The sequence below is a fragment of the Parafrankia sp. Ea1.12 genome (assembly GCF_900465275.1).
Classification (GTDB): Bacteria; Actinomycetota; Actinomycetes; order Frankiales; family Frankiaceae; genus Parafrankia; species Parafrankia soli.
In genome coordinates this window covers 1-13,180 of record NZ_UBIZ01000405.1, presented here as the reverse complement: position 1 = coordinate 13,180, position 13,180 = coordinate 1, and the positions used below count along the sequence as shown (strand labels likewise).

Sequence of the window (13,180 nt, the reverse complement as noted above, 5' to 3'; positions counted from 1 at the left end):
GAGCCCGCGTCTGAGCCCGAGCCCGTGTCTGTGTCTGTGTCTGTGTCCGAGCCTGTGTCCGAGCCCGCACCCCGGTCCGCCGGTGCACCGGCGGAGCCCGTCGCCGCGCCGCCGGGCGCGGACCCCAGGTGGGGCGACCTGCGCCGCAAGACCGTGACCTGGTACGACCCGGCCGCCAGCGCGCGGTCGAGCCTGACCATGTCCGGCCTGGAGTTCCTGCGGGCGATGGTCGACGGCACCGTCCCGCCTCCGCCGATCTCACGAGTCTTCGACTTCCGCCCGGTCACGGCGGAGGTCGGCGACGTGGTCTTCACCTGTGAGCCGGACGAGTCCGCGTACAACCCGATCGGGCTCGTCCACGGCGGTCTCGTCTGCACCCTTCTCGACACCGCGGCGGGCTGCGCGGTGCACACGACACTGGCGGTCGGTGTCGCGTACACCTCTCTTGAGATCAAGGTCAACTACGTCCGCCCTGTCCAGGTTCTCCCCGGCCGGGTGAACACACTGACCGTGCACGGATGGGTCACCCGTCCCGGCCGCCGGGCGGCATTCGCGGAGGGCGACGTCCGCGACGCGCAGGGCCGAGTCGTGGCCACCGCGAGCAGCACCTGCCTCGTCATGGGCGCCGGGAGCTGACGGAAGCCTGTTGGCCGGCCGGGCGCAGGAACCGTTCGACGTCGGCGGCCTCGGAACGCAGCGCCTGGGTGACGGCAGGGGAGAGCGGGGCGAAGGCAGTCAGCTCGACCCGCCCGGCGCGGACGGCCCACGTGCCGGCCGCCCGGCCGTCGACCAGGGCGAACGGGCGGAAGATGCCGTTGGACGTGACGATGCCGCGGTGCGGCCCGACGATCCAGTCCCGCGACTCCCAGCCAAGCAGGACCGGGTCGAACTGACCGAGCAGCCTCGGTGGCGGCATCCGGCCTGCGCCGGCCACATCGGTGGCGCCGTCACCGCCCGCTACGCCCGCCACGGCCGCCGCGCCTGCCCCGGCCGGGCCGGCCGCGGGGGCTGCCGGCCCGAGGCCAGGTGGGCACCGAAGCTGCGCGCGGCCGTCGTCGCGGTCGGCCAGGTCCGCGGCGATCGCGGCCAGCCCGCGGCGGGCGTCGCCCAGGGGCAGCCCGGCCCAGCGGGCGAGATCGCGGTCGGTGGCCGGGCCGTGGCCCGCCAGGTACCGCCGGGCCAGCTCGGCCAGCGTGTCGTCGCGCTCGCGGGGCTCCGGCGGCGGGCCCAGCCAGTCGCGGACGAGCACGTAAGCCTGCTCGCCGCCGGCCACCGGGCCGCGCACGACCAGGCCGCGCACCGACGCCTCGATGAGGATGTAGATCAGCGCCTGCCCGTCCACCGGTACGCCGGCACCGCGGAGACGCTCGCGCAGCGCGTCGCGGCCCAGCGGCCCGTCGGCGGCCAGCGCCCGCTCGACGACCGAGACGCCCCTCTCGGCCTGGGCGGGGGAGACGCCCTCCTCGGTGAACCGACGCCGGATCTGGGCCTGCATCCGCGGGGCGGTCAGCGGGTGCAGCCACCAGTAGTCCTCGGCCCGGACGAGGTGCAGCGTCCCCCGGTTCAGCCAGGTGACGACGAGCGAGCGGTCGGTGGTCAGGGCCTCGTCGACGTCGGCGGCGTGGGAGCCGGCCACCCGTGATCTGATCGCCAGCCGCATGCCGCGCGGGTCCTGCGCCTGAACCGCGAGGAGATGCGCCACCGTGTCGACGGCCGTGCACCACGCCGTGCCCGCGAGCCCCTGCGCGGCCAGCCGGGCGGCGGCGACCGCGGGCGCCACCTCGTCCGGCGCCGTGTCCCGACCTGCCATCCCGTCAGCCTGCCAGGTCCGCGTAGTAACCGAGCCAGCCGCCAGCCGCCAGCCGCCCGCGGCTGGCGGCTGGCGGCTGTCATCAAATCGACCCGGTTTGTTCATCCGACGTTTATCGGCGTATTGGCCGGATGGTTTAGAGGCCGACGCCGATTGGAATACGTGATGATCGGATTCGAAGTTACGTTTGCGATCGGGAATCCGCGGTAGCACGATTGCTCGCGGCGGCCCGAACAGCCCGATTCGGGTCCGGTGCGCAGGGGGCGGGGGAACGGGCATTGGTTCCGTTCCCAGGGGTCCGCCTGCCTGCCTGCTCGGGGGGACCGGCCGTCATGCTCCACCTGGACCTCGGGAATCGCGGTGACATCCCGCCGCCGGACGCGGATCGGAAGGCGGGCCGGCACGGTTCTCCCCGACGATTCCACCAGTGCGTTGCGCTGGCCTCACGCACATCGGTGACACGGGTGTGCACGAACCTCGGAAAGGTAACAGTATGACAGGCCGGACAGGGCGCGTGCGTGGTCGGCGGCTGATTCCCGCATTGCTCGCCGCGGTTTCGGTGTTCGCCGCGGCGGCGTGTGGCAGCAGCGACGGCGACTCGGGCACCGAGAACGCCGCGGGGGCGCTGGCCCCGCTGGACAGCGCGACCAAGGTCACCATCAAGTTCCTCTCCTACAACTACGGCACCCCCGGGCTGGGCGGCACGGGGACGCAGGCCCTCATCGACGCGTTCGAGAAGGCCCACCCCAACATCACCATCGAGCCGCAGGGCGTGGCGACCAAGGACGTCCTGACCCGGCTGCGCACCGACACCGCCGCGGGCAGCCCGCCGGACGTCGCGCAGATCGGCTGGAGCAAGATGGCCGAGGCCGTGCAGGCCCTGCCGATCGTGCCCGTCCAGGAGATCCCGCCGACGGCGGAGTGGGACGAGCACGTCGCCGGGATGTCGAAGAGCATCCTCTCGGCCGTCTCGGTCGACGACCAGGTGAAGGCGATGCCTTACACCATGTCGATCCCGGTCCTCTACTACAACGCCGACCTCTTCCGGGCCGCCGGGCTCGACCCGGCCAAGCCGCCGACGACGATCGAGGAGGTCAAGAAGGCCGGGCTGGCCATCAAGGGCACCGGGTCCGAGGGCGTCTACTACGGTGTCGTGGACTCCGCGAAGTCCGACTTCCTCACCCAGTCCGTGGTGAACGGCAACGGCGGCAGCCTGGTCGACGCCAACGGCGAGGTCACCCTCGACAAGCCGGCGGCGGTCGGCGCACTCACGGGGATCCAGGACCTGGTCAAGTCCGGGGCGATGCCCGCGGTGAACACCGAGACGGCGCTGGCCGCCTTCACCACCGGCAAACTCGGCATGCTCGTCACCAGCACCTCCGTCCTCGCCAGCGCGATGAAGGCCGCCACCGGCAAGTTCGAGCTGCGGACCGCAGGCTTCCCGACCTTCGGCTCGAAGCCCGCCCGGCCCACCTACTCGGGCGCGGGTCTCGCGGTGCTGGCCAAGGACGACGTCCACAAGCGGGCGGCCTGGGAGTTCATCAAGTTCGTCACGAGCGACGCCGGCTTCGAGATCATCACCTCCAAGATCGGCTACCTGCCGCTGCGCGAGTCCGTCGCCACCAAGCTGGAGGACTCGGCGATCGTGAAGCTCCTCGCCCCGTCGCTGGAGCAGCTCGACACCGTCGCGCCGTACACCGCCTTCCGCGGCACGAAGGCGAACCAGGCGGTCGTCGCGCTGCAGGACGAGGCGGTCGAACCGATCGTGCTGCGGGGCGCGGACCCGGGGCCGACGCTCACCTCGGTCGCCGAGAAGATCCGGAAGCTCAGCGCCTGACGATGACCACCCTCGAGGCCGGCGCCTCGACGCTCGACGCGCGGGGGCACGCGAACAGGCGTGTCCCCGCCGCCGCCGTCCGCGCCCGACTGACGCCCTGGGCCTACCAGGCCCCGGTCCTGATCTCCCTGCTCGTCTTCGTGTACGGCCCGCTGGTGTTCACCATGGTGCTCAGCCTCCTGGACTGGGACCTGGTGTCGCCGGACAGGACGTTCGTCGGCGTGGACAACTACCGCCGCCTGGTGGAGGAACCGGAGTTCCCGCACGCGCTCGCGCGGACAGGGCTCTACGTCCTGGCGCTGCTGCCGTTCGCCACGATCGTCCCCATGGCGCTGGCGATCATGCTGTGGAAGCGGCCCGGGCGGGCCAGCGACAACTACCGGTCGCTGCTGTTCCTGCCGGTCGTCCTGGCCCCGGTCGCGACGGCGCTGTCCTGGCGGTTCGTGCTCGACCCGCTCGGCGGCGTGGCGAACCACGTCTTCGGCGCCGTCGGCCTGCCCGAGCAGGACTGGCTCGGCGATCCCGACACCGCCATCTGGGCGATCTCGCTGATCACGTCCAGCCGGTTCGTCGCGCTGAACATCCTGCTGTACGGCGCGGCGCTGGCCGCGCTCGACCGCCGCGCGTTCGACGCCGCCCGCATCGACGGCGCCACCGAGTGGGAGATCACCCGGCATCTGGTGGTCCCCCAGCTGGTCAACACGACCGTCCTGCTGTCGTTTCTCTGCGTGGTCTTCGCGGGCCAGTGGACCTTCACCAACGTCGCCGTGCTGACCCAGGGCGGCCCGGACGCCAGCACCGACAACATCTACTACCGCCTGTACACCTACGCGTTCACCTTCTTCGACGCCGGGACGGGAGCCGCCGCCGCGGTCCTGATCGTGCTGATCCTCACCGCGCTGTTCGGACTGTCGACCCTGCTGAGGAGGCGCCGTGCCCTCGGGTAGCCGCGCACTGACCGGAAGCCGCGCCCTGTCCGGTGGCCGCGCCCTGTCCGGTGGCCGGGGCGCGACGGTGGGCCGGCACGCGGTGCTGCTGCTGGCCGCGTTCGTCATGCTGTTCCCGCTGCTGTGGGCGCTGTCCGCGTCGTTCAAGCCCGGCACCGACATCTACAACGCGAACCCGCTGCCGTTCCCGGGCACGCTGGACAACTACCGGTACGCCCTGCGGGAGTTCCCGCTCTGGCGGCTGCTGGTCAACACCTTCGTCACCGCGATCGGCGTGACCCTGCTGCACCTGGTCGCCGGGGTGCTCGCGGCCTGGTCGTTCGTGCGCTTCGCCCACCGGGGCCAGCGGCTGGTGCTGGGCCTGGTCACGGTCGCCCTCGTCGTCCCCCCGCAGTCGCTGATCATCCCGCACTTCCTGATGATCACCCGGCTGGACCTGCGGGACAGCTTCGTCGGCCTGATCGTCCCGCAGCTCGCGACCTGCGCGCTCGCCGTCCTGCTGCTGCGCGAGCACATCCGGGCGATACCGCCGACGCTGATCGCCGCCGCCACTCTTGACGGCGCGACGCACGGCGAGACGCTGCGGCAGATCGTGCTGCCGCTGCTGCGCCCCGCCCTCGGCGCGGTCGGGATCGTCGTGTTCATCACGACGTGGAACGAGTACCTGTGGCCCTCGCTGGCCGCGCCCAGTCCGGAGCACACCACGATCCAGATGGGGCTCCAGCTCTTCGAGACCACAGAGGGGCCCGAGCACGGCCCGATGCTCGCCGCGGCGATGCTCGCGACGCTCCCGGTCGCCGCCGCGTATGTCCTGGCGTCCCGGCGGATAGCCGACGCCTTCCTCCAGGCCGGATTGCGGTAGCCAGTTGACGACTGAGACCCCCCCGATGACTGCCGGCGTCACCACGGACGGCGGCACCGCGAATGACCTCACCCCGGACGGCGCCGGAGTCCTGCTCGACGGCGTCACGAAGCGCTACGGCCGCCAGACCGTCCTCGACGTGCCGCGACTGCAGGTCCCGCACCGCTCGTTCACCGTGCTCGTCGGGCCGTCGGGCTGCGGCAAGTCCACCGGGCTGCGGGTCGTCGCCGGCCTGGAGACCCCGGACACGGGCCGGGTCGTGATCGGCGGTGTGGACGTCACGGACGTCGCGCCGGGACGGCGCGGGGTCTCGATGGTCTTCCAGGACTTCGCGCTCTACCCGCACCTGACCGTCGAGCAGAACATCTCGTTCAGCCTGCGGCTCGAGGCCCGCCACGACCGGCGCAACGGGCCGAGCAAGGCCGACATCGCCCGCCGGGTCGCCGAGGCGTGCGCGATGCTGGGCCTGGAGAAGCTGCGCGGACGCCGGCCGGCTCAGCTCTCCGGCGGCGAGCGCCAGCGCGTCGGACTGGCCCGCGCGGTCGTCCGTCGCCCCTCGGTGCTGCTGCTCGACGAGCCGCTGTCCGCCCTGGACGCCCAGCTGCGCCAGCACGCGCGCGCCGAGCTCGTCCGGCTGCACCGGGAACTCGGCAACACCGTGGTCCTGGTGACGCACGACCAGCTCGAGGCACTGTCGATGGGCACGAACCTGGTGGTGATGAACGGCGGGAAGGTCGTCCAGTCCGGCACGCCCGGTGAGGTCTACCGGCGCCCGGCGGACACCTTCGTCGCCGGCTTCGTCGGCAGCCCGGCGATGAACCTGCACGACGTGCGGGCGGGCACGCATCCCGCCGGGACCGAGCTGACCGCGCCCGGCCTGCGCGTGGTGATCCCCGGCGACGGGCTGCCGGCCGAGGCCCGGCTCGGGTGGCGTCCCGGGGACGGGGTCCTCGAGCGGCTGCCGGACGCCGGAGCGGCCGCCGGTGGCGAGCCGACCGGGCCGGGGCTGCACGCCGACGGCGTGGTCGACGTCGTCGAGTTCACCGGCGACGCCGTCGTCGTGCACTGCGCCGGGGAGCTCGGCGGCTGGGCGGTGGCCGTCCGGGCGGGCGTCGACCAGCCGGCCGTCGGCGACCGGGTGCGGACCAGGGTCGCGGCCGCCCATCTCCACCTGTTCGACGCGACCACCGGCCGGCGCATCGACGATCCCACCGCCTGAGTGCGGGTCACGCCGTGCCGCGGCCGGACGGCGTTCGTGCCGTCCGGCCGGGCGACGAGGACGTAGGCTCCTATCGCCACACCACCGGCACGGCGGACGGTCCCCGCTCGTACATCCCGATGACGCGCGGGGTCTCGGCATGAGAATCGAGGCGCAGACCGGGTAGGCGGTCGAGCAGCGCGGAGACCGCGGTGTGGATCTCCGCGCGGGCCACGTGCATGCCCAGGCAGATGTGCGGTCCGCCACCGAAGCCGAGATGCGGACCCGCCGGGCGGGTGGGATCGAACTCGTCCGGACGCTCCCAGCGCGCGGGATCGCGGTTGGCCGCGCCGAAGCACAGATGTACGACCGACCCGGCGGGGATCGCGACCTCACGCAGCGTCGTGTCCACTCTCGCGAAACGCGAGAACATCGGGTCCGTGGGCGTCCAGCGGATGGCCTCGTCGATTGCCGGGCGCAGGAGCGCGCGGTCCGCGCGTACGGCTTCCAGCCAGGTGGGACGGGTCAGCAGGGTGAGGAGCGTGATGCCCATCTGCTTCCACGTCGAACCGGAGCCGGCGGTCAGCAGCAGAAACGCGAATCCCAGGATCTCCTCGTCGGCGAGGGTGTGGCGCTCGCCGTCCTCATCCGTGATTTCCGCCTGCGCGAGAACGCTGATCAGGTCGTCCTGCGGATCACGGCGACGAGCCGCGACGATGGGCATCACGATGTCGACGAACGCGTCGGGGCTGCGCCCGTCCGAGGTCGCCGCCGCCTTTATGCGCAACGCGTCGGCGGCGCCGACACCGAAGCTGCCGCAGATGGTGAGCAGCGGAATGGCGGCACAGAACTCGACGTTGAGGTCGGCCCGGCCGGCGGCCTCGAAGGTGTCGATGAGCATGTGCACGGTGGATCTGATCCACCGGTCGATCCACCAGCCAGCCTGCTTGGGCACGAACGACGGCTGGACGAGCGCCCGGTAGCGGCGGTGCCGCGCGCCGTCCATGAAGAGCAGAACAGTCTCGCTCCGCTCGTTCTCGAAGCCCGGGATGGCCGGCGCCGAGGCGAAGGTCCCAGTGTCCCGAAGCACCGCCTGGCAGGTGGCGTAGTCGAAGACAGAGAAGTGCGGCAGCTCCGGATAGGGCAGGCCCGGGAAGAACGCGTCGCCGTGGAATCCGACCAGAGGACCGACGATGCCGGGGTGCACCGGGCCGGTCTCGCGCAGCCGGTGGAACTCCGGGTAGATGTCGCCCTCGAACGCCCCGCCGCGGGCGGCGTACACCTCACTACGGAGATCGAACAGCTCGCGGATCCGTCGAGGGTCCAGGGCCGAGGCGTCGCGCGTCACCATGTCAGCCTCGCTCGGATAAGACGATCCGAGTGCGGGATTCCATCATCTGACCGCCAAATCATCTGACCGCCAATTGTCAGTGACAATAGCCGTCAGTGACAATAGCCGGATAGCGAGGTTTGCCGCAAGAGTACTTCACGATCCGTCGATGGGTACGGCTTTCGGACGACGGGACGGTGTTCGGTGTTCGGTGTTCCGGTGCCGGCGTCGCCGGAACGTTGACGCGGGCCGCGTACCCACCACCGGTCAGCAGGGCACACACCTCGTCGCCGACGGCCGGCCCGCCCGCGTCGGTGGCCGCGCCGATGGCGGAGACCCGGCCGGCGCACTCCGGGTCGAGGATGTCGCTCGCGCCGGGCGGCGCGCGGGATCGGCCACCTCCGACCAGGACGTCACTTCGGGGTTACCGGGAACGCTTACCGGAATCGCTTTGCGGGAAATATCCTAATCTTTTCGATCTTATTTTTCCGTATATTAACTGAATGTTTTTCGGATGTCGTGGAGAATATCGGGGCGGGTAGCCTGGGTGCCCGCTTCCTGGCGTGGGACAAGATCTCAAGAAGGAGCGGAGCGCTGTGTCGACCATCGATGTCCGGGGCGTGTCGATCTCTTATGGAGATACCGGTTCTCCAGCAGGTCGGCCGGATGCGCCGACGATTGTGTTCGGGCACGGCCTGCTGTTCGGCGGCTGGGTGTTCCGCGCGCAGGTCGCGGCGCTGCGCGAGCACTACCGCTGCGTCACCCTTGACTGGCGCGGCCAGGGTGACACACCGCCGACCCCCGGCGGGTACGACATGGACACCCTCACCGCCGACGCGGTCGCCGTGATCCAGCGGCTCGGCCTCGCGCCCGTGCACTGGGTGGGACTGTCCATGGGCGGCTTCGTCGGCCTGCGGATCGCGGCCCGCCACGGCGAGCTGCTGCGGTCGCTGACGCTGCTCGACTCGAGCGCCGATGCCGAGGAGCCGACCGAGGCCGGTGCCTACCGGCGCCTGGCCCTGGTGGCTCGGCTGGTCGGCGTCCGGCCGGTCCTCGGCCGGGTCCGTCCGACCATGTTCGGCCCCTCCTTCCTCGCGGACCCGGACGGCCGGCCCGTCGTCGCGGAGTGGGCCGGCCGGCTTGGCCGAGTCGACCGCTCCGCCCTGCGCAAGGCGGTGCTCGGGGTGGCCGACCGCCCGCCCGTCGACCACGAGATCCCCGGCATCGCGGTGCCCACGCTCGTCGTCGTCGGCGCCGACGACGTGGCCACCCCGCCCGAACGGGCCGAGCGGATGGCGGCCCGTATCCCCGGCGCCCGGCTCGAGGTCGTCGCCGACTGCGGACACACCAGCCCGTTGGAGCAGCCCGACGTCATCACCGGCCTGCTGCGCGGGTTCGTCGCCGGGGCGTGATCCCACCGTTCCAGGGCGCCGCCGGCCCGTGACGCCGGCGGCGGCCCGGAACGCCGCCGGCCCGAGACGCCGTTACCGGACGGCGACCGTCAGCGAGGCCGGGCCGCGGACGTTGATCCGGCCGTTCCAGCGGACGTCCTCGAGCACCGGCGCGGGGAATCGCCCGACGAAGCGGGAGATGGCCACCCGGGCCTCCAACCGGGCCAGCGCCGCGCCCACACAGTGGTGGATCCCGGCGCCGAAGGACACGTGCCGGTGCGCGTCGGCGCGGTCGAGGCGGACCTCGTCGGCGTCCGGGCCCCAGAAGTCGGGATCCCGGTTGGCCGCCGCGAGACACACCGTCACGAACACGCCGGGCGGGATCTCCGTGCCACGCACGGACAGCGGCTCCAGGGTGATCCGCCGCATCAGGTGCACCGGGCTGTCGTAGCGCAGCAGCTCCTCCACCGCGTTCCCGGCGAGCTCGGGCTCGTCGCGCAGCCGGCGCATCTGGTCGGGGTGGCGCAGCAGCGTGAGGATCCCGCCCGCGACGAGGTTCACCGTCGTCTCGTGGCCGGCGACGTACAGCAGCATGACCTGCGCGACCAGCTCCTCCGCGCTGAGGACGTCACCGTCGTGCTCCGCGCCGATGAGCGCGGTCAGCAGGTCGTCGCCGGGGTTGTCACGTTTCCAGTCGGTCACCGTGCGCATGATGGCGGCCACCTCGTCGTTCGCCGCCCGGATCTCGGCCTGCAGCCCCGGGTCGGGCAGCGGCTCGAGGGCCCGCACCATCGTCCCGGTCAGCTCGCGGAGCCTGCCGTGCTCCATCACCGGGATGCCCAGCAGCTCGGAGATCACGGTGAACGGGAGCGGGAAGGCCAGCTCCGCGACGAGGTCGACCCGGCCCGCCTCGGCCATCCGGTCGAGAGCGTCGTCGACGATGCGTTCGATCCGCCCTTCGAGCGCGTCGACGGCGCGCCGGGTGAACGCCTTCGTCACCAGCCGGCGCAGCCTGGTGTGGTTCGGTGGATCCTGGTCGAGCATGGACAGGCCGTGCATGAGCCGGTTCTGCTTGCCCAGGGTCCGCGACTCGCTTTTCCACTCCGGAAGCTCGGTGATGTGCCGTTCGTCGACGGAATGCCCGGAGCGCTGGATTCTCGCCACATCCTCGTACCGGGAGATAATCCAGAATCCCAGCGGGTGCCGGTGAGCCGGCGCGTTTTCGCGCAGCTGGGCATAGCGCGGGTAGGGGTCCTCGGCGAAGCCGTCGGCGAACGGATTGAAGACGTACTGCCCGCTGGTGGCCCGCGGGGTTCGGGTGTCGGTCACCGGTCGGCGCCCCTCCTCGGGTCGGGGACCCTGATGTTGCGCAGAGTGACGAATGCGGTCGCGCACAGCGTCTCGACCTCCCGGCCGCGGGCGGTCGAGCTGTAGACGTCGGCGGCGGCGACGCTGATGGTCGGCCCCGCCTTGATGACGCGCCCGCGCGCGACGATCCGCTCCCCGCGCGCGGGGGCCACGATCTTGACCGTGTAGTCGATGGTCATGTTGGCCCAGCCGGCCGGCAGCAGCGTGCCGGCCGCGCACCCGCCGGCGAAGTCCGCCAGCGCTCCCAGCACGCCGCCCTGGACGAACCCGTCATGCTGGGTCAGCTCCGCACGGTACGGCTGGACGAGCTCGGCCTCGCCCGGCGCCAGCCTGCCGACCTGGAAGCCGAGGTGCCGGGCTGCCGGCATGCTCAGGACCGCGTCCGTCACGGCCCGCTCGAAATCGGGGTTCGGCGCTCGTGGCGAGTCCATTTCAGGTCCTCTCGCGCGGGTTGTCGGTGCTGGGAGACGGGCCGGTGGCCGGGTCGGTGGACGGGCTGGTCGACGGCGTCCAGCGGTCGAAGGCGTCCCGCAGGTAGCGGCGTCGGGCCGCGGCTCGCATGATCTTTCCGCTGGTCGTCTTCTGGAGCCGGCCCGGCAGCGTCAGCACGAGATCCCCGACGGAGACCTGGTGCTCACGCACCACCGCGGCCCGGATGGCCCCGGCGACCTCACCCGGGTCGGCCCGCCGCCGGAACTCGCCCCTGACCTCCTGGACGATGACGAGCCTCTCCCGGTCGGCACCCGGAACGGAGAACGCGGCACACCCGCCCGGCCGCAGCGCGGGATGCGCGGACTGCGCGGTGTGCTCGAGGTCCTGGGGGTAGTAGTTCCGACCCCGGATGATCACGAGGTCCTTCAGTCGTCCCACGACGAACAGCTCGTCGTCGACCACCAGGCCGAGGTCCCCCGTGCGCAGGTAGCCGCGGCCAGGATCGTCGGCGTGCTCGGCGTGGAAGGTCTCGGTGCTCTCCCGCGGGCGGTCCCAGTAGCCCCGCGCGACATGGTCCCCGGCCACCCAGATCTCCCCGATCCGGTCCGGTGGGAGAGATCGTCCCGTCCGCGGGTCCACGATCCGCAGCGCGCCGTCCCGGGGGAGGACCCCGGAACCGACCAGGGTGCTGCCGCGGCCCGCGGGCACCGGCGTGTAGCGGCCCTCACGCAGGTCCTCGGTGGCCGCCTCGATCACCCGCGCCCCGCGGCCCTTCTCGCTGCCGGTCACCAGCAGCGTCGCCTCGGCGAGGCCGTAGCACGGGTAGAGCGCCCGCTCGTCGAACCCGTGCGGCGCGAACGTCTCGGCGAAGCGTCGCAGGGTGTCGTGGCGGACGGGCTCCGCGCCGTTGAAGGCGACCTTCCAGCAGCTGAGATCGAGATCGGGCACCCCGCCCCGGGCAGCGCGGGCCACGCAGGCCTCGAAGGCGAAGTTCGGGCCGCCGCTGGTGTGCGCGCGGTACCGGGAGATCAGCGACAGCCACAGCATCGGCCACCGGACGAAGGCGGTCGGGGACATCAGGACGCAGGTGGCCCCGGCGTACAGCGGCTGCAGCACGTTGCCGATCAGGCCCTGGTCGTGGAAGAACGGAGCCCAGCCGACCACCGTCGAGTCGCGGTCGTGCCCGAAGGCCCGCCGGATCATCTCCTGGTTGGCGGCGAGGTTCCCGTGGGAGACCATGACCCCCTTGGGGTCCGACGTCGAGCCCGACGTGTACTGCAGGAACGCGATGTCGGCGGGATCGAGGTCCATGGGCTCGACGTCCGTGGGGTCGAGGCCCGCGGCGTGGACGTCCACGGTGTGGATGCCCGCGGTGTGGATGCCCGTGGGAGCCGGGCCGGCGGGGATCCGGTCGACGGGGATCCAGGACATCGCGCCGCGCGGCGAGGTCAGGGCGGCCCGGAGCTCGCGGGCCATCGCCTCGAGCGTGAGAACCGCGGCCGGCTCGCAGTTGTCCACGATCCGGCGGGTGGAGTCCTGGACACCGTCCCGGTGCGGCGGGTGGACGGGCACCGCGACCACCCGCGCGTACAGACAGCCGAGGTACGCGACGACGAAGTCCAGGCACTGCGGGAACACCAGCAGCGCCCGGTCACCGGGTTCGCAGGCCCGGGACAGCTCACCGGCCACGGCCAGCGCGCGGGCGTGCAACCCGCCGTAGGTCAGGCGGCCGGTCTCCTCCGCACGCTCGTTCACGAAGACGTACGCCGTCCGCTCCGGTTCGAGCGCGGCACGCCCACGCAGGACGTCGGGAAGCAGCGTTCCCGGCCGCACCGCCGCTGTACCGGGCGTCGTCGTCCGTCGCACCGCCATCCCCTCTCGCCGCGCTCGCTGTGCGCTGGTGGACCGGGCCCGCGTCACCGGCTGGACGTCCCGACGGTCGTCACCGGGACGCCTCCGGGGATGCCGCGCCGGCGGGGCGGGCGGCACCGGCGGCGTGGGGGAG

The 13,180-nt window shown here is 72.1% G+C and carries 11 protein-coding genes and 1 pseudogene; 6 read left to right on the top strand and 6 right to left on the bottom strand.

Annotated elements, in window-relative coordinates; genetic code table 11:
- The first annotated feature begins 36 nt into the window (after positions 1 to 36).
- Positions 37 to 636 carry a PaaI family thioesterase gene (locus FMEAI12_RS23610; protein WP_235014374.1) on the top strand — a complete coding sequence of 200 codons (600 nt, stop codon included), beginning with the start codon at positions 37 to 39 and terminating at the stop codon, positions 634 to 636.
- Here FMEAI12_RS23610 and FMEAI12_RS23605 read toward each other — a convergent pair.
- Entirely contained in the window at positions 617 to 1,810 is a 1,194-nt protein-coding gene (locus tag FMEAI12_RS23605; RefSeq protein WP_112107881.1) for a winged helix DNA-binding domain-containing protein, read from the bottom strand. The genes FMEAI12_RS23610 and FMEAI12_RS23605 overlap by 20 nt on opposite strands.
- A 493-nt stretch (positions 1,811 to 2,303) precedes the next feature.
- On the opposite strand from FMEAI12_RS23605, the gene FMEAI12_RS23600 reads away from it, so the two are divergent.
- The 4 genes from FMEAI12_RS23600 to FMEAI12_RS23585 are packed head-to-tail and all read left to right on the top strand — an operon-like array spanning position 2,304 to position 6,675.
- The gene (locus FMEAI12_RS23600; RefSeq protein WP_112107880.1) at positions 2,304 to 3,647 is read left to right on the top strand and encodes an ABC transporter substrate-binding protein; all 1,344 of its coding nucleotides are present in this window, start codon (positions 2,304 to 2,306) and stop codon (positions 3,645 to 3,647) included.
- Positions 3,648 to 3,649: 2 nt separating this feature from the next.
- Complete coding sequence (locus FMEAI12_RS23595; protein ID WP_071067026.1) at positions 3,650 to 4,594, top strand: carbohydrate ABC transporter permease; 945 nt, start codon at positions 3,650 to 3,652, stop codon at positions 4,592 to 4,594.
- Positions 4,581 to 5,456 (top strand): carbohydrate ABC transporter permease, encoded by an 876-nt coding sequence (locus tag FMEAI12_RS23590; protein WP_112107879.1) that lies wholly within the window; start codon positions 4,581 to 4,583, stop codon positions 5,454 to 5,456. Before FMEAI12_RS23595 ends, FMEAI12_RS23590 begins: the two co-directional genes overlap by 14 nt.
- Before the next feature lie 25 nt (positions 5,457 to 5,481).
- Entirely contained in the window at positions 5,482 to 6,675 is a 1,194-nt protein-coding gene (locus FMEAI12_RS23585; protein WP_112107878.1) for an ABC transporter ATP-binding protein, read from the top strand.
- A 70-nt stretch (positions 6,676 to 6,745) separates the two neighbouring features.
- Here the strand turns inward: FMEAI12_RS23585 and FMEAI12_RS23580 are convergent, their stop codons facing one another.
- Both FMEAI12_RS23580 and FMEAI12_RS40140 read right to left on the bottom strand, forming a co-directional pair.
- Positions 6,746 to 8,005 (bottom strand): cytochrome P450, encoded by a 1,260-nt coding sequence (locus FMEAI12_RS23580; protein ID WP_112107877.1) that lies wholly within the window; start codon positions 8,003 to 8,005, stop codon positions 6,746 to 6,748.
- Positions 8,006 to 8,213: 208 nt separating this feature from the next.
- Positions 8,214 to 8,401 (bottom strand): annotated as a pseudogene (locus FMEAI12_RS40140) (hypothetical protein); the annotation flags it as partial.
- Between the two features lie 179 nt (positions 8,402 to 8,580).
- Between FMEAI12_RS40140 and FMEAI12_RS23570 the strand changes: the two are divergent.
- Complete coding sequence (locus FMEAI12_RS23570; RefSeq protein WP_112107876.1) at positions 8,581 to 9,396, top strand: alpha/beta fold hydrolase; 816 nt, start codon at positions 8,581 to 8,583, stop codon at positions 9,394 to 9,396.
- A 72-nt stretch (positions 9,397 to 9,468) separates the two neighbouring features.
- On the opposite strand, the gene FMEAI12_RS23565 is transcribed toward FMEAI12_RS23570, so the two are convergent.
- Genes FMEAI12_RS23565 through FMEAI12_RS23555 form a run of 3 tightly spaced genes read right to left on the bottom strand, consistent with a single transcriptional unit; the run spans position 9,469 to position 13,047 of the window.
- Positions 9,469 to 10,704: a cytochrome P450 gene (locus FMEAI12_RS23565; protein ID WP_112107875.1), complete on the bottom strand. Its 1,236-nt coding sequence runs from the start codon at positions 10,702 to 10,704 to the stop codon at positions 9,469 to 9,471.
- Positions 10,701 to 11,174 carry a PaaI family thioesterase gene (locus tag FMEAI12_RS23560; RefSeq protein WP_112107874.1) on the bottom strand — a complete coding sequence of 158 codons (474 nt, stop codon included), beginning with the start codon at positions 11,172 to 11,174 and terminating at the stop codon, positions 10,701 to 10,703. The genes FMEAI12_RS23565 and FMEAI12_RS23560 overlap by 4 nt, the downstream gene beginning before the upstream one ends.
- 1 nt (position 11,175) lies before the next feature.
- Positions 11,176 to 13,047, bottom strand: a complete 1,872-nt coding sequence (locus FMEAI12_RS23555) for a fatty acyl-AMP ligase (protein WP_112107873.1) — start codon at positions 13,045 to 13,047, stop codon at positions 11,176 to 11,178.
- Between the last annotated feature and the right edge of the window lie 133 nt (positions 13,048 to 13,180).

Excerpts from the sequence above, each read along its gene's own strand:
- FMEAI12_RS23605 (WP_112107881.1), bottom strand. The coding sequence starts at position 1,810 with ATGGCAGGTCGGGACACGGCGCCGGACGAGGTGGCGCCCGCGGTCGCC.
- FMEAI12_RS23600 (WP_112107880.1), top strand. The coding sequence starts at position 2,304 with ATGACAGGCCGGACAGGGCGCGTGCGTGGTCGGCGGCTGATTCCCGCA.
- FMEAI12_RS23595 (WP_071067026.1), top strand. The coding sequence starts at position 3,650 with ATGACCACCCTCGAGGCCGGCGCCTCGACGCTCGACGCGCGGGGGCAC.
- FMEAI12_RS23585 (WP_112107878.1), top strand. The coding sequence starts at position 5,482 with ATGACTGCCGGCGTCACCACGGACGGCGGCACCGCGAATGACCTCACC.
- FMEAI12_RS23580 (WP_112107877.1), bottom strand. The coding sequence starts at position 8,005 with ATGGTGACGCGCGACGCCTCGGCCCTGGACCCTCGACGGATCCGCGAG.
- FMEAI12_RS23560 (WP_112107874.1), bottom strand. The coding sequence starts at position 11,174 with ATGGACTCGCCACGAGCGCCGAACCCCGATTTCGAGCGGGCCGTGACG.
- FMEAI12_RS23555 (WP_112107873.1), bottom strand. The coding sequence starts at position 13,047 with ATGGCGGTGCGACGGACGACGACGCCCGGTACAGCGGCGGTGCGGCCG.